We start from the raw sequence: 17,831 nt of genomic DNA, 5'->3' as shown, positions 1-17,831 counted from the left end.
CAGAGGAAACGTCAAAAATCTCAACTTACTGATGGGGATGTAGAAACCCCATCTTCAACGAAGTAAGATGGGGTAGTTCATCCAACTTTTGACAATTAAAGAACGGATTGAAGAAGCGATCGCCGCAGCGCGAATTGTTGGTGATGAAGAAACTGTACTAGCACCTATTGACCCGGTGCAAGCAGTATGCTTTCTACCCCTGACAGGTACCGACCCCCGCAAAATTTCTCGGACGCAGAAAAAAGAATTGTGCGATCGCTATTCTGATTTGCTCAAAAGTTGTGACCCCCGGATTACTACTACTTCGGTTCGCTACGGTGACAGCGCCCAAAGAGTGATTATTGCGACCTCAGAAGGAACTCTGATTGAGCAATCTTGGGTAGATATGGAAATGCGCTTTGCTGCTACAGCCAGAAACGGCGAAACTGTGCAAACCGGAAGGGAAACAACAGGCTCCCGCAAAGCCTATGAAGATTTAACTGATTTGGATCAACAAGTTAAGGGTGCAGCCCAAAGAGCGATCGCTGCTTTAACTCTACCACCAGTCAAAGGTAATACCTACACCGTAGTCATTGACCCGATTCTCTCTGGGTTATTTGTCCATGAAGCTTTTGGACATCTTTCCGAAGCAGATATGGCTTACGAAAATCCCGATTTACTCGAAGCCATGACCATTGGACGCCGATTTGGTCCCAAAGAACTGCAAATTTTTGATGGTGCTGCGCCTACAGGACATCGCGGTAGCTATTTTTACGACGATGAAGGTACACCCGCCACTACTACCCAACTGATTGAAGATGGGGTTTTGGTCGGACGTTTGCACTCCCGTGAAACTGCAGGTAAATTGGATGAAGCACCAACAGGCAACGCCAGATGTCTTAATTATCACTATAGCCCCATTGTCAGGATGACAAATACCTGGATTGAACGGGGTCAAACCCCAGTTGAGGACTTAATTACTGGTATTAAAGAAGGAGTATATGCCCGCAATTGGCTGGGTGGGATGACAAATGGAGAAATGTTCACCTTTAGTGCTGGGGAAGCATGGATGATTAGAAATGGTAAAATTGCTGAACCTGTGCGGGATGTCACACTATCGGGTAATGTTTTCCAAACTCTGGCGGATATTGAAGCAATTGGTAATGATTTTTATTGGGATGAATCCGGCGGTTGTGGTAAAGGTGGACAAAACGGTTTAGCTGTAGGTTGTGGTGGTCCGAGTCTGCGAATTCGAGATGTCGTAGTGGGAGGGGAAATTTGAGCAAGAGGGATTGGGGATTGGGGACACTTCGGCAAGCTCAGTGCATCGCTGGGGACTGGGGATTGGGGATTGGGGATTGGGGATTGGGGATCTTTCAAGGGTAGGTTTTTTAGAATCTCGAAAATAGTTGAGAAAATTCTCAATTGCTTAACGTGGTTTGGTTGTTTCAGAGTTTAAGCAGTTGGCTGAAATGGTCAAAAAATGACCAAATACAAAATACCTACCCTTGTAAGGGATGGGGGATTGGGGATTGGGAGAGGATGAATTTTCAGGTTCTGAGGCTCAACCGTCAGCGTAATATCATGTTCGGATAAATACTTGTCATTTTATAAGCGATCAACCGCACATGATATAAAAGCCTAAAATTTCACCCATCTCTGCTGTACGCGCCAAAAGCTATATCCACCTGTTTCAAGAGAGCTTCTTGAGTGGAAGAGTTATCTAATACAATGTTTGCACCAGCGACTTTTTCTGTAAGTGATAATTGGCTATTAATGCGAGCTAGTGCTTGTTCTCGATTCAAGTAATTTCGCTGCATTAATCTTTCGATTTGCTGTAATTGTGAGCAACTAACTACCCAGATTTCTGTGACTAAATTAGTCATCTGAGCTTCAAATAGCAACGGTATTACCAAGACCAGTGTTTCTGAAGGGGATTCAGCAATGGCGTTGAGAAAGCGATCGCGCACGTAGGGATGAATCAAATCTTCTAGCCATTTGCGTTCAGCTTGATCATTAAAGATAATTTCCCCCAGCTTTTGGCGATGGAGATCACCATCTGGCTGTAAAATTAATTCGCCGTAACGTTGTGCGATCGCCCTAAGAAGGGGTGAACCTACAGATACTGCATCTCTTGCATAAATGTCAGCATCTAAAATCGGTAAATTGTAAGCACTAGCCAAATAATTGCTAACAGTACTTTTACCTGTAGCGATACCCCCAGTTAAGCCGATGATGCGTTTGGTCATTTGTCATTTGTCATTTGTCATTTGTCATTTGTCATTTGTCATTACTCATTACTCATTACTGATTACTCATTACTGATTACTCATTACTGATTACTCATTACTCATTACTCATTACTGATTACTCATTACTCATTACTCATTACTGATTACTCATTACTCATTACTCATTACTCATTACTGATTACTCATTACTCATTACTGATTACTCATTACTCATTACTCATTACTCATTACTCATTACTGATTACTCATTACTCATTACTCATTACTGATTACTCATTACTCATTACTCATTACTGATTACTCATTACTCATTACTCATTACTCATTACTGATTACTCATTACTCATTACTCATTACTCATTACTCATTACTGATTACTGATTACTCATTACTCATTACTCATTACTCATTACTCATTACTCATTACTCATTACTCATTACTGATTACTCATTACTCATTACTGATTACTCATTACTCATTACTCATTACTGATTACTCATTACTCATTACTCATTACTCATTACTCATTACTGATTACTCATTACTGATTACTCATTACTCATTACTCATTACTGATTACTCATTACTCATTACTCATTACTGATTACTCATTACTCATTACTCATTACTGATTACTCATTACTCATTACTCATTACTGATTACTCATTACTCATTACTCATTACTCATTACTCATTACTCATTACTCATTACTCATTACTGATTACTCATTACTGATTACTCATTACTCATTACTCATTACTGATTACTCATTACTGATTACTCATTACTCATTACTCATTACTCATTACTCATTACTCATTACTCATTACTCATTACTCATTACTCATTACTCATTACTCATTACTCATTACTCATTACTCATTACTCATTACTCATTACTCATTACTCATTACTCATTACTGATTACTCATTACTCATTACTCATTACTCTTTGTCATTGGTCATTTGTCCCCTTCCCAATCCCCAATCCCTATTCCCTATTCCCCAATTCCCATTTGATTAGTGCTTGGGTTAAACCATCTAAAGTATATTCTTCAGCCTCTACATCGACGCGACCAAATAAATTCTGACAAGTTTTTGAAGTTTGCGGACCGATAGAAGCAATACAAACTCCGGCGAAGTAATTTTTTACAGCATCTGATTGATTAACACCAGCATTGTCTGAGAAGATATTACTTGTAAGTTGACAGAAAAATTCCACAGTTTTAGAACTGGCAAAAGTAATTATATCTATTTCATGGTTTTTTAGAGCTAATTCTGCCGATGCTGGAATACTACTAGGACAACAAGATTGATATGCAGCAACTTCGATGACTTCTACTCCCTTGGCGGTTAATTCTTTAACTAAAACTTCTCTTCCACCGCTTTCGACTCTGGGAAATAAAACCTTTTTACCTACCAATTCTTCGCTTAAATTTTCTACTAAAGAATCTGCAACAAAATTGGGGGGAATAAAATCTGGTTGGAGATTTCGTTGTTGAAGACTTTGGGCAGTTTTTTCACCGACAACGGCAATTTTAACAGCAGCTAAGGCACGGGAATCTTGACCACGGGCGATTAATCTGGCAAAAAAATAGTCTACGCCATTAGTCGAGGTGAGAATCAACCAATCGAAGTCAGATAAATTAGCGATCGCATCATCCAAAGCTTGCCAACTCGAAGGTGGTCCAATTTCTAGGGTAGGCATTTCAATTACTTTAGCGCCAAATGCAGTCAGGCGATCGCTAAATTGACTCGATTGTCCCACTGAACGTGTGACGAGGATAGTTTTCCCAGCCAAGGGGAGGGGAGAGGGACGGAGATTGGTATTCACGGTTTGCGCGTCAGGAGTTGTGGCTATGAGAGAATCATTAATATATATATTCTCAGGTTGTAAGTACTTGCGTAAGCCGACAACTTCACCAATTACCATGACCACAGGGGAGAGAGATAACCCAGTGGTTTGTTCTTGAATATTGCTCAGTTGCGCTGTCCAAATTTGTTGACGAGGAGTGCCTGCCCAACGGATGATGGCAATGGGTGTGAGGCGCGATCGCCCATGCCGCACCAATTGATGTATAATCTCTGGCAGATGTTGCCCTCCCATCAAAATTACCAGAGTTTCTAAGCGTGACAATGCTTCCCAGTTTAAAGCATCTGGTTCATGAGCCGTAAACACCGCAAAACAGCGACTCAAAACCGGATCTGTCAGGGGAATTCCGGCTAATAAAGGAGCTGCGATCGCCGAAGAAATTCCTGGTACTATCTCAAAATCACAACCAGATGCTTTCAACGCCTCAATTTCGGAAGTACAGCGCCCAAAAATAAACGGATCGCCTGATTTTAGTCTGACAACTTTTTTCCCCTGCAGGCAGTAGTTGACCAATAATTTGTTAATTTCAGCTTGGGGTGTACTGGGTTTACCACCACGTTTACCCACATCCAATTTGACACAATCAGGTGGTACACATTGCAATAATTGGGCATCTACTAGAGCATCATAAACCAACACTTGAGCTTGACCCAACAGATTATACGCTTTTACTGTCAGGTATTCTATATCTCCTAACCCACCACCAACCAGGTAAACCTTACTCATTTGTCATTTGTCATTTGTCATTGGTCATTTGTCATTGGTCATTTGTCATTGGTCATTTGTCATTTGTCATTTGTCATTGGTCATTTGTCATTGGTCATTTGTCATTGGTCATTTGTCATTGGTCATTTGTCATTTGTCATTTGTCATTTGTCATTGGTCATTTGTCATTTGTCATTTGTCATTGGTCATTTGTCATTTGTCATTTGTCATTTGTCATTTGTCATTTGTCATTTGTCATTTGTCATTTGTCATTCCCCCCAATCCCCAATCCCCAATCCCCAGCGATGCACTGAGCTTGCCGAAGTGTCCCCAATCCCCAATCCCCAGTCCCTTTAAGCTAGCTTGACTTAGCGCTCATTTTCTCTAAAAGTTGAGCAATTTTTTTTGCTTGTTGAGGTTGGCGTTGTTTTTGCAATAAAGCTTGAGCTTGTTGCAGATTATTTTTTGCTGCTTCTGTCTGTTCTTGTTGCATTAAAATACTCGCAAGACGCAAATAACCTTGAGGATTTTTCGGACTGCGGCGAATTACTTCTTGAAATAATTCCGTCGCTTCTTCCACCTTTCCTTGCTGATTTAACACATCTCCCAAAAACAAACGCACTACATCATTAGTAGAATTTTGAGCAATTACCTGACGAAAAACTGCTTCTGCGCCTTGATAATCTTTTTGCTCATAAAGATTGACACCCTTTTGGAACAAGTTGGAAGTAATCAAAGTTTTTGCAGCAAAATAAATTAGCAGCACAATACTTGAAATTACTACAGCAAGGGCAAAAATATCAGTAGATTGAAAGGTTTCTAGCATTGTTTTAAGTCAAAAGACAAGCTATAGGAAAAATCAGATATTCGATAAAAAAGAGTTTCCAGATAAATTGGTAAAACCGAGATATCACCGTTTTATCTTGCAAGTCCACCGCCCAACTTTGTAACCACATCCACACCAACAAGGCTAAATGAGTCACTACCAGAAATATTGTGTTAACCGAAGCAATACGTAGCACACCAACTAGAATCATTCCCAGATAGCAGATAGTTAACACCCAAAGGGCGAGATTAAACACTGCTTGGGGTCCAAGTTGAATGGTCAAAGTAGTGATATTGTAGCGGAGATCGCCTTCCATATCTGGGATATCTTTAAAGATGGCGATCGCAAAGGTAAACACCAAAATAAATAACGTCAACACCCACACAGTAGAGGGAATGGCTTGATTTAGTCGCGATAGTGAATTAAAGTGCAAAAATAGCCCTAAATTAACAATCGTCCCCCTCACTGAAAAGATACACAAAGCTGCCCAAAAAGGAAACCGCTTCAAGCGAATTGGTGGTAAAGAATAAGCAGTCCCAATCGACAGACTAATAGCCACCATCCCCAATAAAAATGGTCCATTTAACCACGCCACAACTAGCGCTAAAATTCCAGTAATGACCACAATTAATTGTCCTTGCTTCAGAGAAAATTCCCCTGAAGCCAGAGGTAAACTCGGCTTATTAATCTTGTCAATCTCAATATCTTCGAGTTGATTCAACCCCACAATGTAAACATTACCGCATACACAAGCAAACCAAGCCCCCAACAAAGGTAATAGAGAAAAATTACGATTTCCAACAGCAACAGCAATTAAATACAAAGCCAACACACTCAAACTGGTGCCAATAATCGTGTGGGGGCGAGAAAATCGCCAAAAAGCATTAAGCCAGCCACCCCGAACACTACCAGACCCTGGGCTAGAAAACTGATTCATTTTCTCCTCATTCTGCGCTTGTGCGGTTTATCAAAAATCTGGGTCTAAAACCCCGTCGTTCTACGACGGCTTTTGGTATAATGGGCTTTGTGGAAGGGTAATCAACCACATAAAAAACCCATTTGCTACCTAACAAGTAGACGCTGCACCTTCTCCCAAAGGGAGAGGCTACGCCAAGACAACTAAATCTATGGGGTTCTACTTCGTAGTTCTAGTATCACCTAGAAGTAGGTAAAAGATTTACAGGTACTAGACTAACAGCATTAAACTGCAAACAAATTTTGCACTATGTGCAACTATGGTCGGGCAGACCAAAAGTTAACGCTTCTCTACGTTCGCGTAGCCTTCGGCGCTCGCAGAGAAGCGTGTCGTTCGCGGTAGCGTTGCGTAGCAAAGACAGACGCTCCGCGAAGGGGAGAGAACCACCTCTGGCTTAGATACCGCAAGGGGTCTAGGCTAAGTGGACTCGTTGAACCAAGAATCCTTAGCCTAAAGGCTAAGGAGTGTCAATTCTTTATTTCCGCACAACAACCCAAAGCGAATCAACCCCCGTTCATAACCTCGACGCATCAAACCCAGAGATAACGCGCCTTGAATGGTAGTCCAACCCGCACTCAGTAACCCCCAAATTGCTTGGGGAGTAATCGCCGAATCAATCACCACATTCCAAAAGGGCGCGACAGCGGTTGACCAATCAGCGGTGCGGATATTTTGTAATGGTAATTGATGAGCGATCGCCTCGTACTCTGGTAGCGAAATCACATAAGGTAAACAATACACCCGATAAATGTCCTGCAAGTGCTTTTGCTCATTCGCTGTCAAAGGTGATACATCCGTTGGTCGATGACACCAAGTCACCATAATCAACTTCCCACCCGGTTTGAGAACCCGATAACACTCCTGCAAAAACTTGGTTTTATCTGGCATATGTTCACCACTTTCCAGTGACCACACCAAGTCAAAAGAATCGTCAGCAAAGGGCATTCCTTGAGCGTTAGCCACGATAAACTGACTTCTACCACCCAAATTTGCCTCCTGGGCGCGTTCTTTGGCTCTAGCGACTTGTACAGGACTCAGTGTAATCCCAGTAGCCCTAGCATGAAACTTGGCTGCCAGGTATAGAGAACTACCACCAATGCCACAACCCACATCCAGGATATTCTCAGCTTGTTGTACTCCAGCCCAATTGAGCAATTCCTCGATTAAATCAATTTGCGCCTGACGGCGGTCTTTTTTTTCGGTACCATAGACACCGTAGTAGCCGTGATGCATGTGTTCCCCCCAGATCTGTTCCCACAGACCAGAGGAAGCATCGTAAAATTGCTGAATTTGCTGGTAAAGTGTTGCACTCATAGATCAAGCAATGTAAAGACCAAGCAAAATTTAAGTAAACATATTGGTTAGGCTACCATATGTGCTTTTAATTAAATAAGAATGTTTTTGCTTCGAGGGTAGGTAAACCCTGTTGATCCTGCGTGAGAAAATAATTTTTACCTTGAGCAACTGATAAGCATTTAAGCTGAATACAGTCAATAGCCAAAATCATTGCTACCCTTGAATTTGTTGAATTTAAATTTTAGATTTTGAATTTTGAGTTAATTATGACAGTTTCTCGGACGATTTGCTTAGGATTTATAGCTGTCATTGTGGTAGGAGCAATCCTGCTGATGATGCCATTTTCAACTAGCAATGGTACTTGGAATGATCCAATTGTGGCATTATTTACCTCCACATCTGCAGTTTGTGTAACTGGTTTATCTGTAGTTGATCCAGGGACTTATTTTTCCTTTTGGGGTCAGTTTTTTATTGCACTGTTAGCTCAGATTGGTGGTTTGGGCTACATGACAACCACCACATTTTTAATTTTGCTAATTGGACGCAAGTTTGATCTGCGGCAAAAAATCGCCATTCAACAAGCTTTAGACCGACGGGGAATGAGTGGTAGCGCCCAGGTCATTCGCTCAATTATTGTCACTACTGTGATTTTTGAACTGACTGGAGTATTTTTGTTATTGCCAGCTTTTGTTCCCGATTATGGATGGAATCAAGGACTTTGGTTAGCAGTTTTTCATAGTATTAATGCGTGGAACAATGCTGGGTTTAGCCTGTTCAAAGATAACTTAATTTCCTATCAATCATCTTATTTGGTGGTATTTACCATTACATTCTTGATTATCTTTGGGGGGATTGGTTATCAGGTAATTTTAGAAATGTACCTTTGGTTACGCGATCGCTTTCGCAGGCAACCTAATAAATCTGTACTCTCTCTAGATTTTAAAGTTGCCACCAGTACAACTTTAATCCTATTATTGCTAGGAACAATTGCATTTTTATGTATAGAATTAAGAAATCCACAAACCTTTGGTTCTCTCAATTGGAATGAAAAATTCTTATTAGCATGGTTTCAATCAGTTACTTCCAGAACTGCTGGATTTAACACTATTGATATTGGTAAAATGACAACGGCTGGGTTATTTATTATGATTGCCCTGATGTTTATTGGTGCAAGTCCAGGAGGTACAGGAGGCGGAATTAAAACAACAACCTTAAGAGTTCTCACAAGTTGTACCAAAGCCGTTCTTCAGGGAAAAGAAGAAGTTTTATTATATGAACGAAAGATAGCAATATCGTTAATTGTTAAAGCTGTGGGAGTCTTGATGGGTTCAATCGCCACTGTGATTTTCTCTACAACTTTAATTGCACTTACAGATCCAGAATTAGATTTTATTCAAATTCTGTTTGAAGTAGTATCAGCCTTTGCTACAGTTGGTCTTTCTATGGGTATTACAGGAAGTGTATCCGTAGCAGCAAAACTAATATTAATTATCACAATGTATATTGGGCGAGTTGGTGTTTTACTTCTGATGTCCGCAATCCTCGGCGACCCCAAGCCCACAAGGATTCACCATCCTGAAGAAAATTTACTTGTGGGATAATTAGCGTCATTTGTCATTTGTCATTTGTCATTTGTCATTTGTCATTTGTCATTCGTCATTCGTCATTCGTCATTCGTCATTTCTCATTGGTAATGTTTCGGAATCCTAACCCCACCTCTAACTCCTAACCCCACCTCTAACTCCTAACTCCTAACTTCTAACCCTTAACCAAGGATAACCACCATGAATCTTTCATCATTAGGCTTTTTTCGCAGTTTACGTAAAGAGAACCAACAATACGCCGTAATTGGTTTAGGTCGTTTTGGTCGTTCTGTTTGTTCAACATTAAACAAATTAGGCCATGAAGTGCTAGCAACAGATATTGATGAAAAGCGAGTATCAGAAGCATTGAGTGAGCAAATCGTTGGTCATGCTTTAAAATTAGATTCAACTCAACCTGCTGCACTCAAAGAAGCTGGTATTTTTGAATTTGATACGGTAATTGTAGCGATTGGTAACTACATTCAAGAAAGTATTATTACTACTCTGAATGCAAAAGAGGGCGGTGTACCCCACGTAGTCGCCAAAGCCTCTAGTGAAGTTCACTATAAACTGTTACAGCGAGTGGGCGCTGATCATGTTGTTTTTCCTGAATATGAAGCGGGTTGTGCTTTAGCACGTACACTGACTAAACCATCAATTCTAGAGCGATTAGATCTCGATCCAGATCACAGTATTGTAGAATTAATTGTCCCTGATGAATTTCATGGCAAAACTATCAGCGAACTCCAACTACGTAACCGCTACGGTTTGAATTTGCTTGCGGTGAGTCAAGAGGGTAAATTTCAAATTAATCCAGAACCAAATAAGCGTTTAGAACGAGGTTTAGTGATGGTAGTTATTGGCTGCAATAAAGATATTAATCGCTTACCAATTTGATTTTTTATATTCTCACACCAATTCAAAAAATCTTTGCAACACATCGATAATATGTAGGGGCGCAAGGCCTAGATCCCCTACCCTATCTGTCCCATTCTTTTTTCAAATTGGTATCAATAAAAAAAGAACCCCATCCCGTCTTTGATTTAACTCAAATTCTCCCCTCCTCGCTTGCGCTTAGGGGTTGGGGGTGGGGTTTTAGGGAGTTTGGATTTTTTTCAATTTTGAATTTTGAATTTTGAATTTTGAATTCAGTGAAAGAACAGTCAATTAGCCCTTGACCCTTGACCCTTGACTTTTGACTCTTGACTATTGTTAACTACTGTATTTGCAGGTAATTCCATTTGATTTGACTGCTGTGGCTGAGGTTGTAACACTACGTTGGTTGTAGGTGTTGGAATCTGGGAGGGAGGAGATGTTTTTTGCTGTTGTGCTGCTATTTGCTGGACAACTTGGCTGATTAACTGCTCAGTTTTCTCAGTTTGCCTAACGTTGCCTTGCTCATGATACTCCTGCCGGGCGCGTTTTAATGCTACATTGGCTTTTTTTATCTCACCTTGATTGTATAAAGTAACGCCCAAATTATAATAAGCTAAAGCATTCTTAGGATTTTGGCGAATAGCTTGCTGGTAAACAGAAATAGCTTCATCAGGTTGATATTCAATTACCATTAGGCTGCCCAAGTTGGTATAAGCTATGGCATTATTAGGATCTCGTGTTAATACTTGCCGATAAGTAGCGATCGCTTGTTTGATTTCACCTTGTTCTTGCAGGGCGATCGCTAAGTTAAAGTAGGCATTGGCATTGGTGCTATCAAGCTCAATTGCTTGTCGATATGCGGCGATCGCTTCCTGTGGCTGTCCTTGTTCATACAGCACCAATCCTAGATTATACTGCGCTACAGCCATTTTCGGATCTATCACCAAACTTTGGCGGTAAGCCGTTATCGCTGCTTCTTTTTGTCCTTGTCGATGTAACGCTAATCCTAAATTATAATACGCCACGCTGAAATTAGGATTGAGCCTAATTGCTTCTCCATACTCTTGCACGGCTGCATCCAGGCGATTTTGTTGTAGGTAGATATGTCCCAGATAATTCCGTGCCATCCCGATATTGGAGTCTCGCTGTAACGCTTGACGAAAGGCGAATTCTGCACCCTGAAAGTCTTGACGATTATAGCGCGTGACTCCCTGCTGGTACAAGGTAGCTGTTTCTAAATCCTGTGAGACAACGTTCTGTGCTAATAGTTTGCTTCCTGGTAAATCAGTAATTGTGGATGCAGCCAACATCAAAAACATTGAACCCGCCCAGACAAACCTCAACAGCGGTTTTTGCTGCTTTGAACTGCGGCGGAAATCGACCTGATTAACCCAGTAATAACACTGCGATAGCTGATTCTTTTTCGACATAAATGGCAGACCTTTACTTATGGTTTAAGCCCTAAAAGTAAGAGTACCCACCACAGCAAAAAAAATTTAAAATTCAATAAAAAAATTTAAAGATTCTTCACTCAGCACTCACTTTCATAGTCCCCAATCCCCAATCCCCAATCCCCAATCCCCAATCCCCAATCCCCAATCCCCAATCCCCAATCCCCAGCGATGCACTGAGCTTGCCGAAGTGTCCCCAATCCCCAATCCCCAATCCCCAATCCCCAATCCCCAATCCCCAATCCCCAATCCCCAATCCCCAATCCCCAGTCCCTAGGGCGTGTTTTCAAACTATTTGTTTAGCCGGATAAATTTTTAGATACCCCTAAATCCACACGATATGATACCAGCTGTAGGGGCACGGCATTGCCGTGCCCCTACGCGAAATCTACATGTGTCAGCGTTTTAGTGGTATTGTATAAGACTTTGAAATCGCGGGACTAGTCCCCAGTCCCTTCTGGTAAAATGAGCATCGCATCTCCAAAGGAATAAAAGCGATATTGAGAAGCGATCGCCTGTTGGTATATATTCAACAACCTTTGCCTGTCAATTAAAGCACTTACCAGCATGAGCAAACTAGAACGCGGTAGGTGAAAATTAGTAATCAAGCCCTCCACCACCCGCCATTGGTAGCCTGGATAAATAAACAAGTTGGTTTTACCGCAAAATGCTTGCAAATCACCCGATTGAGCCGCCCCTTCTAAAGCACGTACTACCGTTGTACCCACAGCAATAATCCGACCGCCAGCTGCTTTAGCGGCACGGATTTGCTCTACTGTTGAGGGGGGGACTTCCATCCATTCTTCATGCATTTGGTGAGTAGTTACATCTTCCACCTCCACAGGGCGAAAAGTTCCCACACCGACATGGAGGGTAATAAAAGCTTGATTGATTCCGCGATCGCGCAACTTTTGTAGTAATTCTGGAGTAAAATGTAACCCCGCCGTAGGCGCGGCTACCGCACCTGGATGTTTAGCATAAACAGTCTGATACTGTTCGTCACCAGCCGCCGAGGCAGTGATATAAGGTGGTAAAGGTACTTCGCCAAAGACATCTAACAATTGTACCAAAGATGTACCCTCTGGCAGATCAAATTGCAACAGACGCCCCCCAGTCGCCTTATCTGTGCCCAAAACCGTCGCTGTTAGTTGAGTTGTGAGTTTTGCTCCCCCTACCCCCCCATCTCCCCTAGGGTAAAAAATAATCTTCGTTCCCTGCTTGAAGCGTTTTCCAGGCTTGACTAAGGCTAACCAACAGTTATACTGGCGTTCCTCCAACAGTAACACCTCAATTTCCGCACCTGTAGATTTGTGACCATACAACCGCGCCGGCATCACTTTTGTATTGTTCATCACCAGTAAATCTCCTGATTGCAGCAACTCAGCCAAATCACGGAAAATATGGTGTGAAGGTGCTAATTCGTTGCCTGTATTGGGAGATTTCACCACCAATAAGCGAGAGCTATCCCTGGGAACCACTGGGTTTTGGGCAATTAGTTCTGTCGGTAGTTCGTAGTCATAACCAGCTAACGAACAGTCTAATTCAACATTTTTTGCCCCTGGAGGAGAGGATTGATGGGAATTGTCCTGTGTTATTTGTTGCTCCATATTGATTTATACTGCTTTGAACAAGCTGGTTTGGGCTTTCCTTCATCAAGAAACTGTAAAGCATTACCGCTCAATTTCATCCCTAGACTTAAAAATTGATACGATTAGCTAACACTGAAAGAGAAATATGAAAATTGGGTAAACCTCCCCATCAAAAAACGGGGGCTTTTACCCTACCCGGAACAGCCAATTATTGACGAATATAGATATGTAGGATTGGCTTTGATCCCAAGCACCAACATGGAATACTTGTATTACCTGGCAAATGCCAGTCTAACTCTGAGGGTCGTTCAATACCTGCACGGCAGACCCGATATGCCTGTTTCGTTCGTTACCGTCATACATCAAATAGATGGCTGGGTGGTTAGGGTCAAACTCAAAGGTCACGTCTCGTCCCAAGTTGATGGCGACTTTCGAGCTTTTCTAAACGAATTAGGAATTAGCTACGAGCCGCCAATGCGGGTGCAAATGGCACTTTGGAGTTTGGAAGCGGGACAATGCCCTGTGGACGTGATGCGTCGCTACCAGGTAGCTATTGTCTCACATGGAAATCCAGAAAAAGAGGAAATTGAGGCATTCCGCCAACAGTTTGTCAGAGGATTGGGATATTGTCCAGAAACGCTGGCGTAATTCCGTCTACTCTTAACATTCACAAAATAATTCAGTAATTGGTCATTGGTAAGTAAGATATTTTATATTGCCAATGACCAATTGGTCATTGGTCATTTGTCATTGGTCATTGGTCATTGGTCATTACTCATTACTAATTACTCATTACTCATTACTAATTACTCATTACTAATTACTCATTACTAATTACTCATTACTCATTACTCATTACTCATTACTAATTACTCATTACTCATTACTAATTACTCATTACTAATTACTCATTACTCATTACTAATTACTCATTACTCATTACTCATTACTAATTACTCATTACTAATTACTCATTACTCATTACTCATTACTCATTACTAATTACTCATTACTCATTACTCATTACTCATTACTCATTACTAATTACTCATTACTAATTACTCATTACTCATTACTAATTACTCATTACTAATTACTCATTACTAATTACTCATTACTCATTACTAATTACTCATTACTCATTACTCATTACTCATTACTCATTACTAATTACTCATTACTCATTACTCTTTGTCATTGGTCATTGGTCATTGGTCATTGGTTAAGCATTAGGATCAACAAAGTCGAAAGCAGCGGGAATATATTCTTGTAGTTGGAACTCGTAACCAGCTACTAAGGAACTAGCTAGGGCTTCTTGGATAAATTTGACACTCCTGTGGTTTTTTGATAACTTTTGACAGTAGACAATAGCAACGTCAAATCGGCATGGGTAATCTGCCTTGTGAGGGTAGTCAGCTAAAAATATCTGGGCTGTATTACAAATTTTTGCTTGCTTTTGTGGCGTAATTGCGCTTCTTCCCCCAGCATCCCAATTCCCTGAACTACGAGTTTTAACTTCCACAAATGCCAAGGTAGGGTACTGAATACAAGACTGGGAGTTATTTTCAGGTCCTGATACCCCATCATACTGAGCAATAATATCGATTTCACCCCACCGACAAGAAAACCGACGATAGAGAATCACCCAACCTGTAGATTCTAGCCATTTTGCTACGAGGTCTTCACCTAATTCACCAATATCGGGATAATGAGATGCAGGAGGATTCGCCATTAGTCAACAAAAAATAATATGAATTCTAAATTAAGTCTTAGACTTTGGGCAAATATACTTAGTGTATTGCTCCTGGCAGTAGTTTGCATCACAACAACCCTAGGTTTTGCTTCCACAGCTTTTGCTCTGGAATACAATAAAGAAATTTTGATTGGGGCTGATTTCTCAGGACGTGATTTAACAGACTCCAGTTTTACCAAAGCTAATCTTCGCCAGAGTAACTTCAATCATGCTAACTTGAGAGGTGTTAGATTCTTTGCGGCTAATCTGGAGTCAGCCAATTTTGAGGGAGCTAATCTCACAAATGCTACTTTAGACTTAGCTCGCCTGATCAAAACAAATTTGACAAATGCGGTGTTAGAAGGTGCGTTTGTTGCTAACGCCAAATTTGATGGTGCGATAATTGATGGAGCGGATTTTACTGATGTGCTGCTGCGTCGCGATCAACAAAAAAACTTGTGTCAGGTTGCTAAAGGCACAAATCCCACGACAGGACGGGATACCCGTGAAACTTTATATTGTTGGTAAGGGACTACCAATTTGAGTCCGTAGGGTGCGTCAGAAGCCAGAAAATTTCCCAATAGCAAGAGATAACTGGTACTGACGCACCCTACAAGTTAGATATTTTTTTTGCTTGGAAGTCCGTAGGGTGTAGTCAGTTCTATATCTAATGGTTTACGTCGGGCAGAAATTTGCGTAAAATAATCTCATCAAAAGACTCGCAGAAATTTAACATTACGCGGAAGTCCCCACCCTCAACTCTTAGTAGGGTAGGGATAGGGAGCGGGGGATGAGGATTGCGTACCCGACCGATATCAACCGCAAGGTTGATAAGGAAGTGGTACGTATGACGAATACCCACCTATTCTACAGGTACTTCTTGAGATTTTATATATTGCTTTACTCTTTCAATCGGTGCGCCTCCGGTCGAAGCAACATAATAAGAACTAGACCAAAGGACTGGTTTGTTATAGAAAGTGGATAAATGCTCTGCAAATTCTTTCTGTATAACCCTGCTAGAAGCCGATTTTAGGCTACCAACAAGCACAGATAAATTGTTGTCAGGATGGAAGTCTACCAATAAATGAACGTGGTCAGGCTCTCCAGAAAACTCAATCAGTTGGCACTTAGTTTTTATGCAGACGTTAGCAAATATTTCTTGTAACCGTTCCAGTATCGGGGCGGTTATTACTTTGCGCCTATACTTGGTGACGAATACAAGGTGCAGGTGAACCGAAAAAACCGAGTGCGAACCTTTTCTAGAAATCATTTGACAACCGTACAGGTCAATAGTAATATTATAGGGTAAAGAGAAATGAGAGGCAAGAGAAACAAAGTGGCTACGAGGCGAATGACTTTCCGGTTATATCCAAATAAGCAAGTAGAGCAATCTTTGCGATATCACCGAAAGTTGCACAAAGACCTCTACAATGCCGCAGTTAATAACAGGTTTACTCAATATCAAAAATTCAATCATCGGGTTGATTATTTTGAGCAACAGAATTGTTTGCCAGATTTTAAAGAAGTCTGGACTGAGTACAAAACAATTAACTCCCAAGCTTTACAGGCAACCTTGAAGCGTGTTGATTTTGCTTTTGAACGTTGGTTCAAAGGATTAGGAAAACGCCCAAGGTTCAAATCAATTCGCAATTATTCTGGATGGACATATCCGGCTAAAACTGGATATTCTGTTGAGTCTAACGGTGATAATGGGTATCTCAACTTATCTAAAATTGGTCGGATTCAGATGCGTGGACAGGCTAAGTATTGGGGAGTTCCCACTACTTGCACAATCGTTTTTCGTAACGGCAAATGGTACGCATCTATTACCGTCGATGTTTTAGATCAAGCGCTCAAGCCAGAGGTTTTACCAACTGGTGCGATTGGTATTGATTTAGGCTGTAAGTCAGCATTATCAATCACTGATGGGGAAAAACATCAGCAATTTGATGCTCCTAAGTTTTTGAGACAGGCTGAACCCAAAATCAAAAAATCTTCTAAGGAGAAGAGACGCAAACGCGCACCAAATAGGAAGAAAAAGATTAAGGCTTCTAGAAGATGGAAAAAAGCCCAAAACAAAGTTAGTAAACTAACTCGTAAAGTTGCTAACCAGCGTCAAAATTGGGTACATCAAGTTGCAGCAGAAATAGTCAGCGGTAATAGCTTTGTTGCCACGGAAAAACTAGAAGTCAGAAATATGATAAGTATTGCTAAAAAAGGCAAGCGGAAAAAGCAAAAAGCAGGTCTAAACAAATCGATTCTGGATGTGGGTTTTGGGATGCTACGTAGTGCCATCAAATACAAAGTTGAGCAGATTGGTGGATTATTTATAGAGGTTCCAACTAAGAAGGTAAAGCCTTCTCAAACCTGCCCTAAATGTGGACACCAGCACAAGAAAACACTCGATATCAGAGTTCATGAGTGTGGTGTTTGTAGGTACGTTCAAGATCGAGACCTTGCTGCTGCTGAAGTAATGCTTTACTGGGCAAAAGGCACTCTACCGGGGTTAGGAACTAGCCTCGTAGACGCAGAGTCGTCTGGCTCTACTTCATGCACCAAGGCGCGTAAGCAAGCGGGAAGCATGAAGCAACTAGGGGCGAAGAAGCGTCAAAAATCTGTGGAAGTCTCCGCTAATAACGAACTGAGGGATGTAGAAACCCACAGTTCAGGCGGAGCCAACTGTGGGTAGT

Annotated in this window: 17 protein-coding genes and 1 pseudogene; 8 read left to right on the top strand and 10 right to left on the bottom strand. The window is 41.3% G+C overall.

Annotated elements, in window-relative coordinates:
* Positions 1-82 precede the first annotated feature (82 nt).
* A pseudogene (locus HEQ19_20830) lies at positions 83-1,261 on the top strand (TldD/PmbA family protein).
* Between the two features lie 367 nt (positions 1,262-1,628).
* Here the strand turns inward: HEQ19_20830 and coaE are convergent.
* Both coaE and cobA read right to left on the bottom strand, forming a co-directional pair.
* Positions 1,629-2,228, bottom strand: coding sequence for a dephospho-CoA kinase (gene coaE, locus HEQ19_20825; protein ID WYM01576.1), 600 nt, complete (start codon positions 2,226-2,228; stop codon positions 1,629-1,631).
* A gap of 997 nt (positions 2,229-3,225) precedes the next feature.
* Complete coding sequence (cobA, locus tag HEQ19_20815) at positions 3,226-4,833, bottom strand: uroporphyrinogen-III C-methyltransferase (protein ID WYM01575.1); 1,608 nt, start codon at positions 4,831-4,833, stop codon at positions 3,226-3,228.
* 7 nt (positions 4,834-4,840) lie between these two features.
* Between cobA and HEQ19_20810 the strand changes: the two genes are divergently transcribed.
* The gene (locus HEQ19_20810) at positions 4,841-5,179 is read left to right on the top strand and encodes a hypothetical protein (GenBank protein WYM01574.1); all 339 of its coding nucleotides are present in this window, start codon (positions 4,841-4,843) and stop codon (positions 5,177-5,179) included.
* Here the strand turns inward: HEQ19_20810 and HEQ19_20805 are convergent.
* The 3 genes from HEQ19_20805 to HEQ19_20795 form a co-directional block, all read right to left on the bottom strand.
* On the bottom strand, positions 5,171-5,638 hold the full coding sequence (locus HEQ19_20805) for a tetratricopeptide repeat protein (protein WYM01573.1): 468 nt from the start codon (positions 5,636-5,638) through the stop codon (positions 5,171-5,173). The two genes, HEQ19_20810 and HEQ19_20805, sit on opposite strands and share 9 nt — an antisense overlap.
* Before the next feature lie 4 nt (positions 5,639-5,642).
* The gene (locus HEQ19_20800; GenBank protein ID WYM01572.1) at positions 5,643-6,575 is read right to left on the bottom strand and encodes a homogentisate phytyltransferase; all 933 of its coding nucleotides are present in this window, start codon (positions 6,573-6,575) and stop codon (positions 5,643-5,645) included.
* A 489-nt stretch (positions 6,576-7,064) separates the two neighbouring features.
* Entirely contained in the window at positions 7,065-7,928 is an 864-nt protein-coding gene (locus HEQ19_20795; GenBank protein WYM01571.1) for a methyltransferase domain-containing protein, read from the bottom strand.
* Between the two features lie 248 nt (positions 7,929-8,176).
* Here HEQ19_20795 and HEQ19_20790 point away from each other — a divergent pair, with 248 nt between their 5' ends.
* Both HEQ19_20790 and HEQ19_20785 read left to right on the top strand, forming a co-directional pair.
* The gene (locus HEQ19_20790) at positions 8,177-9,511 is read left to right on the top strand and encodes a TrkH family potassium uptake protein (protein WYM01570.1); all 1,335 of its coding nucleotides are present in this window, start codon (positions 8,177-8,179) and stop codon (positions 9,509-9,511) included.
* A 183-nt stretch (positions 9,512-9,694) separates the two neighbouring features.
* Positions 9,695-10,390 carry a TrkA family potassium uptake protein gene (locus HEQ19_20785; GenBank protein ID WYM01569.1) on the top strand — a complete coding sequence of 232 codons (696 nt, stop codon included), beginning with the start codon at positions 9,695-9,697 and terminating at the stop codon, positions 10,388-10,390.
* Positions 10,391-10,656: 266 nt separating this feature from the next.
* Here HEQ19_20785 and HEQ19_20780 read toward each other — a convergent pair whose 3' ends face one another.
* The 3 genes from HEQ19_20780 to queA all read right to left on the bottom strand — a co-directional run bounded on the left by HEQ19_20780 (position 10,657) and on the right by queA (position 13,427).
* The gene (locus tag HEQ19_20780; protein WYM01568.1) at positions 10,657-11,799 is read right to left on the bottom strand and encodes a tetratricopeptide repeat protein; all 1,143 of its coding nucleotides are present in this window, start codon (positions 11,797-11,799) and stop codon (positions 10,657-10,659) included.
* Positions 11,800-11,900: 101 nt separating this feature from the next.
* Complete coding sequence (locus tag HEQ19_20775) at positions 11,901-12,110, bottom strand: hypothetical protein (protein WYM01567.1); 210 nt, start codon at positions 12,108-12,110, stop codon at positions 11,901-11,903.
* Positions 12,111-12,260: 150 nt separating this feature from the next.
* Complete coding sequence (gene queA, locus HEQ19_20770) at positions 12,261-13,427, bottom strand: tRNA preQ1(34) S-adenosylmethionine ribosyltransferase-isomerase QueA (protein ID WYM01566.1); 1,167 nt, start codon at positions 13,425-13,427, stop codon at positions 12,261-12,263.
* Between the two features lie 240 nt (positions 13,428-13,667).
* Here queA and HEQ19_20765 point away from each other — a divergent pair, with 240 nt between their 5' ends.
* Together HEQ19_20765 and HEQ19_20760 are read left to right on the top strand one after the other, a co-directional pair.
* A complete protein-coding gene (locus tag HEQ19_20765; protein ID WYM03531.1) occupies positions 13,668-14,057 on the top strand; it encodes a hypothetical protein in 390 nt (129 codons plus the stop codon).
* Between the two features lie 45 nt (positions 14,058-14,102).
* Positions 14,103-14,243 carry an alpha/beta hydrolase gene (locus HEQ19_20760; protein ID WYM01565.1) on the top strand — a complete coding sequence of 47 codons (141 nt, stop codon included), beginning with the start codon at positions 14,103-14,105 and terminating at the stop codon, positions 14,241-14,243.
* A gap of 388 nt (positions 14,244-14,631) precedes the next feature.
* On the opposite strand, the gene HEQ19_20755 is transcribed toward HEQ19_20760, so the two are convergent.
* Positions 14,632-15,141, bottom strand: coding sequence for a YraN family protein (locus tag HEQ19_20755; GenBank protein ID WYM01564.1), 510 nt, complete (start codon positions 15,139-15,141; stop codon positions 14,632-14,634).
* An 18-nt stretch (positions 15,142-15,159) separates the two neighbouring features.
* Between HEQ19_20755 and HEQ19_20750 the strand changes: the two genes are divergently transcribed.
* Positions 15,160-15,669, top strand: a complete 510-nt coding sequence (locus HEQ19_20750) for a pentapeptide repeat-containing protein (GenBank protein WYM01563.1) — start codon at positions 15,160-15,162, stop codon at positions 15,667-15,669.
* Between the two features lie 334 nt (positions 15,670-16,003).
* Here the strand turns inward: HEQ19_20750 and tnpA are convergent, their stop codons facing one another.
* A complete protein-coding gene (tnpA, locus tag HEQ19_20745) occupies positions 16,004-16,411 on the bottom strand; it encodes an IS200/IS605 family transposase (protein ID WYM01562.1) in 408 nt (135 codons plus the stop codon).
* A gap of 81 nt (positions 16,412-16,492) precedes the next feature.
* Between tnpA and HEQ19_20740 the strand changes: the two genes are divergently transcribed.
* The gene (locus HEQ19_20740; GenBank protein ID WYM01561.1) at positions 16,493-17,830 is read left to right on the top strand and encodes a transposase; all 1,338 of its coding nucleotides are present in this window, start codon (positions 16,493-16,495) and stop codon (positions 17,828-17,830) included.
* The last annotated feature ends 1 nt before the right edge of the window (position 17,831 follow it).

It is taken from the genome of Gloeotrichia echinulata CP02 (assembly GCA_038087035.1).
In the GTDB taxonomy this organism is placed as follows: Bacteria; Cyanobacteriota; Cyanobacteriia; order Cyanobacteriales; family Nostocaceae; genus Gloeotrichia; species Gloeotrichia echinulata.
This window is presented reverse-complemented; position numbering and strand designations above follow the sequence as displayed.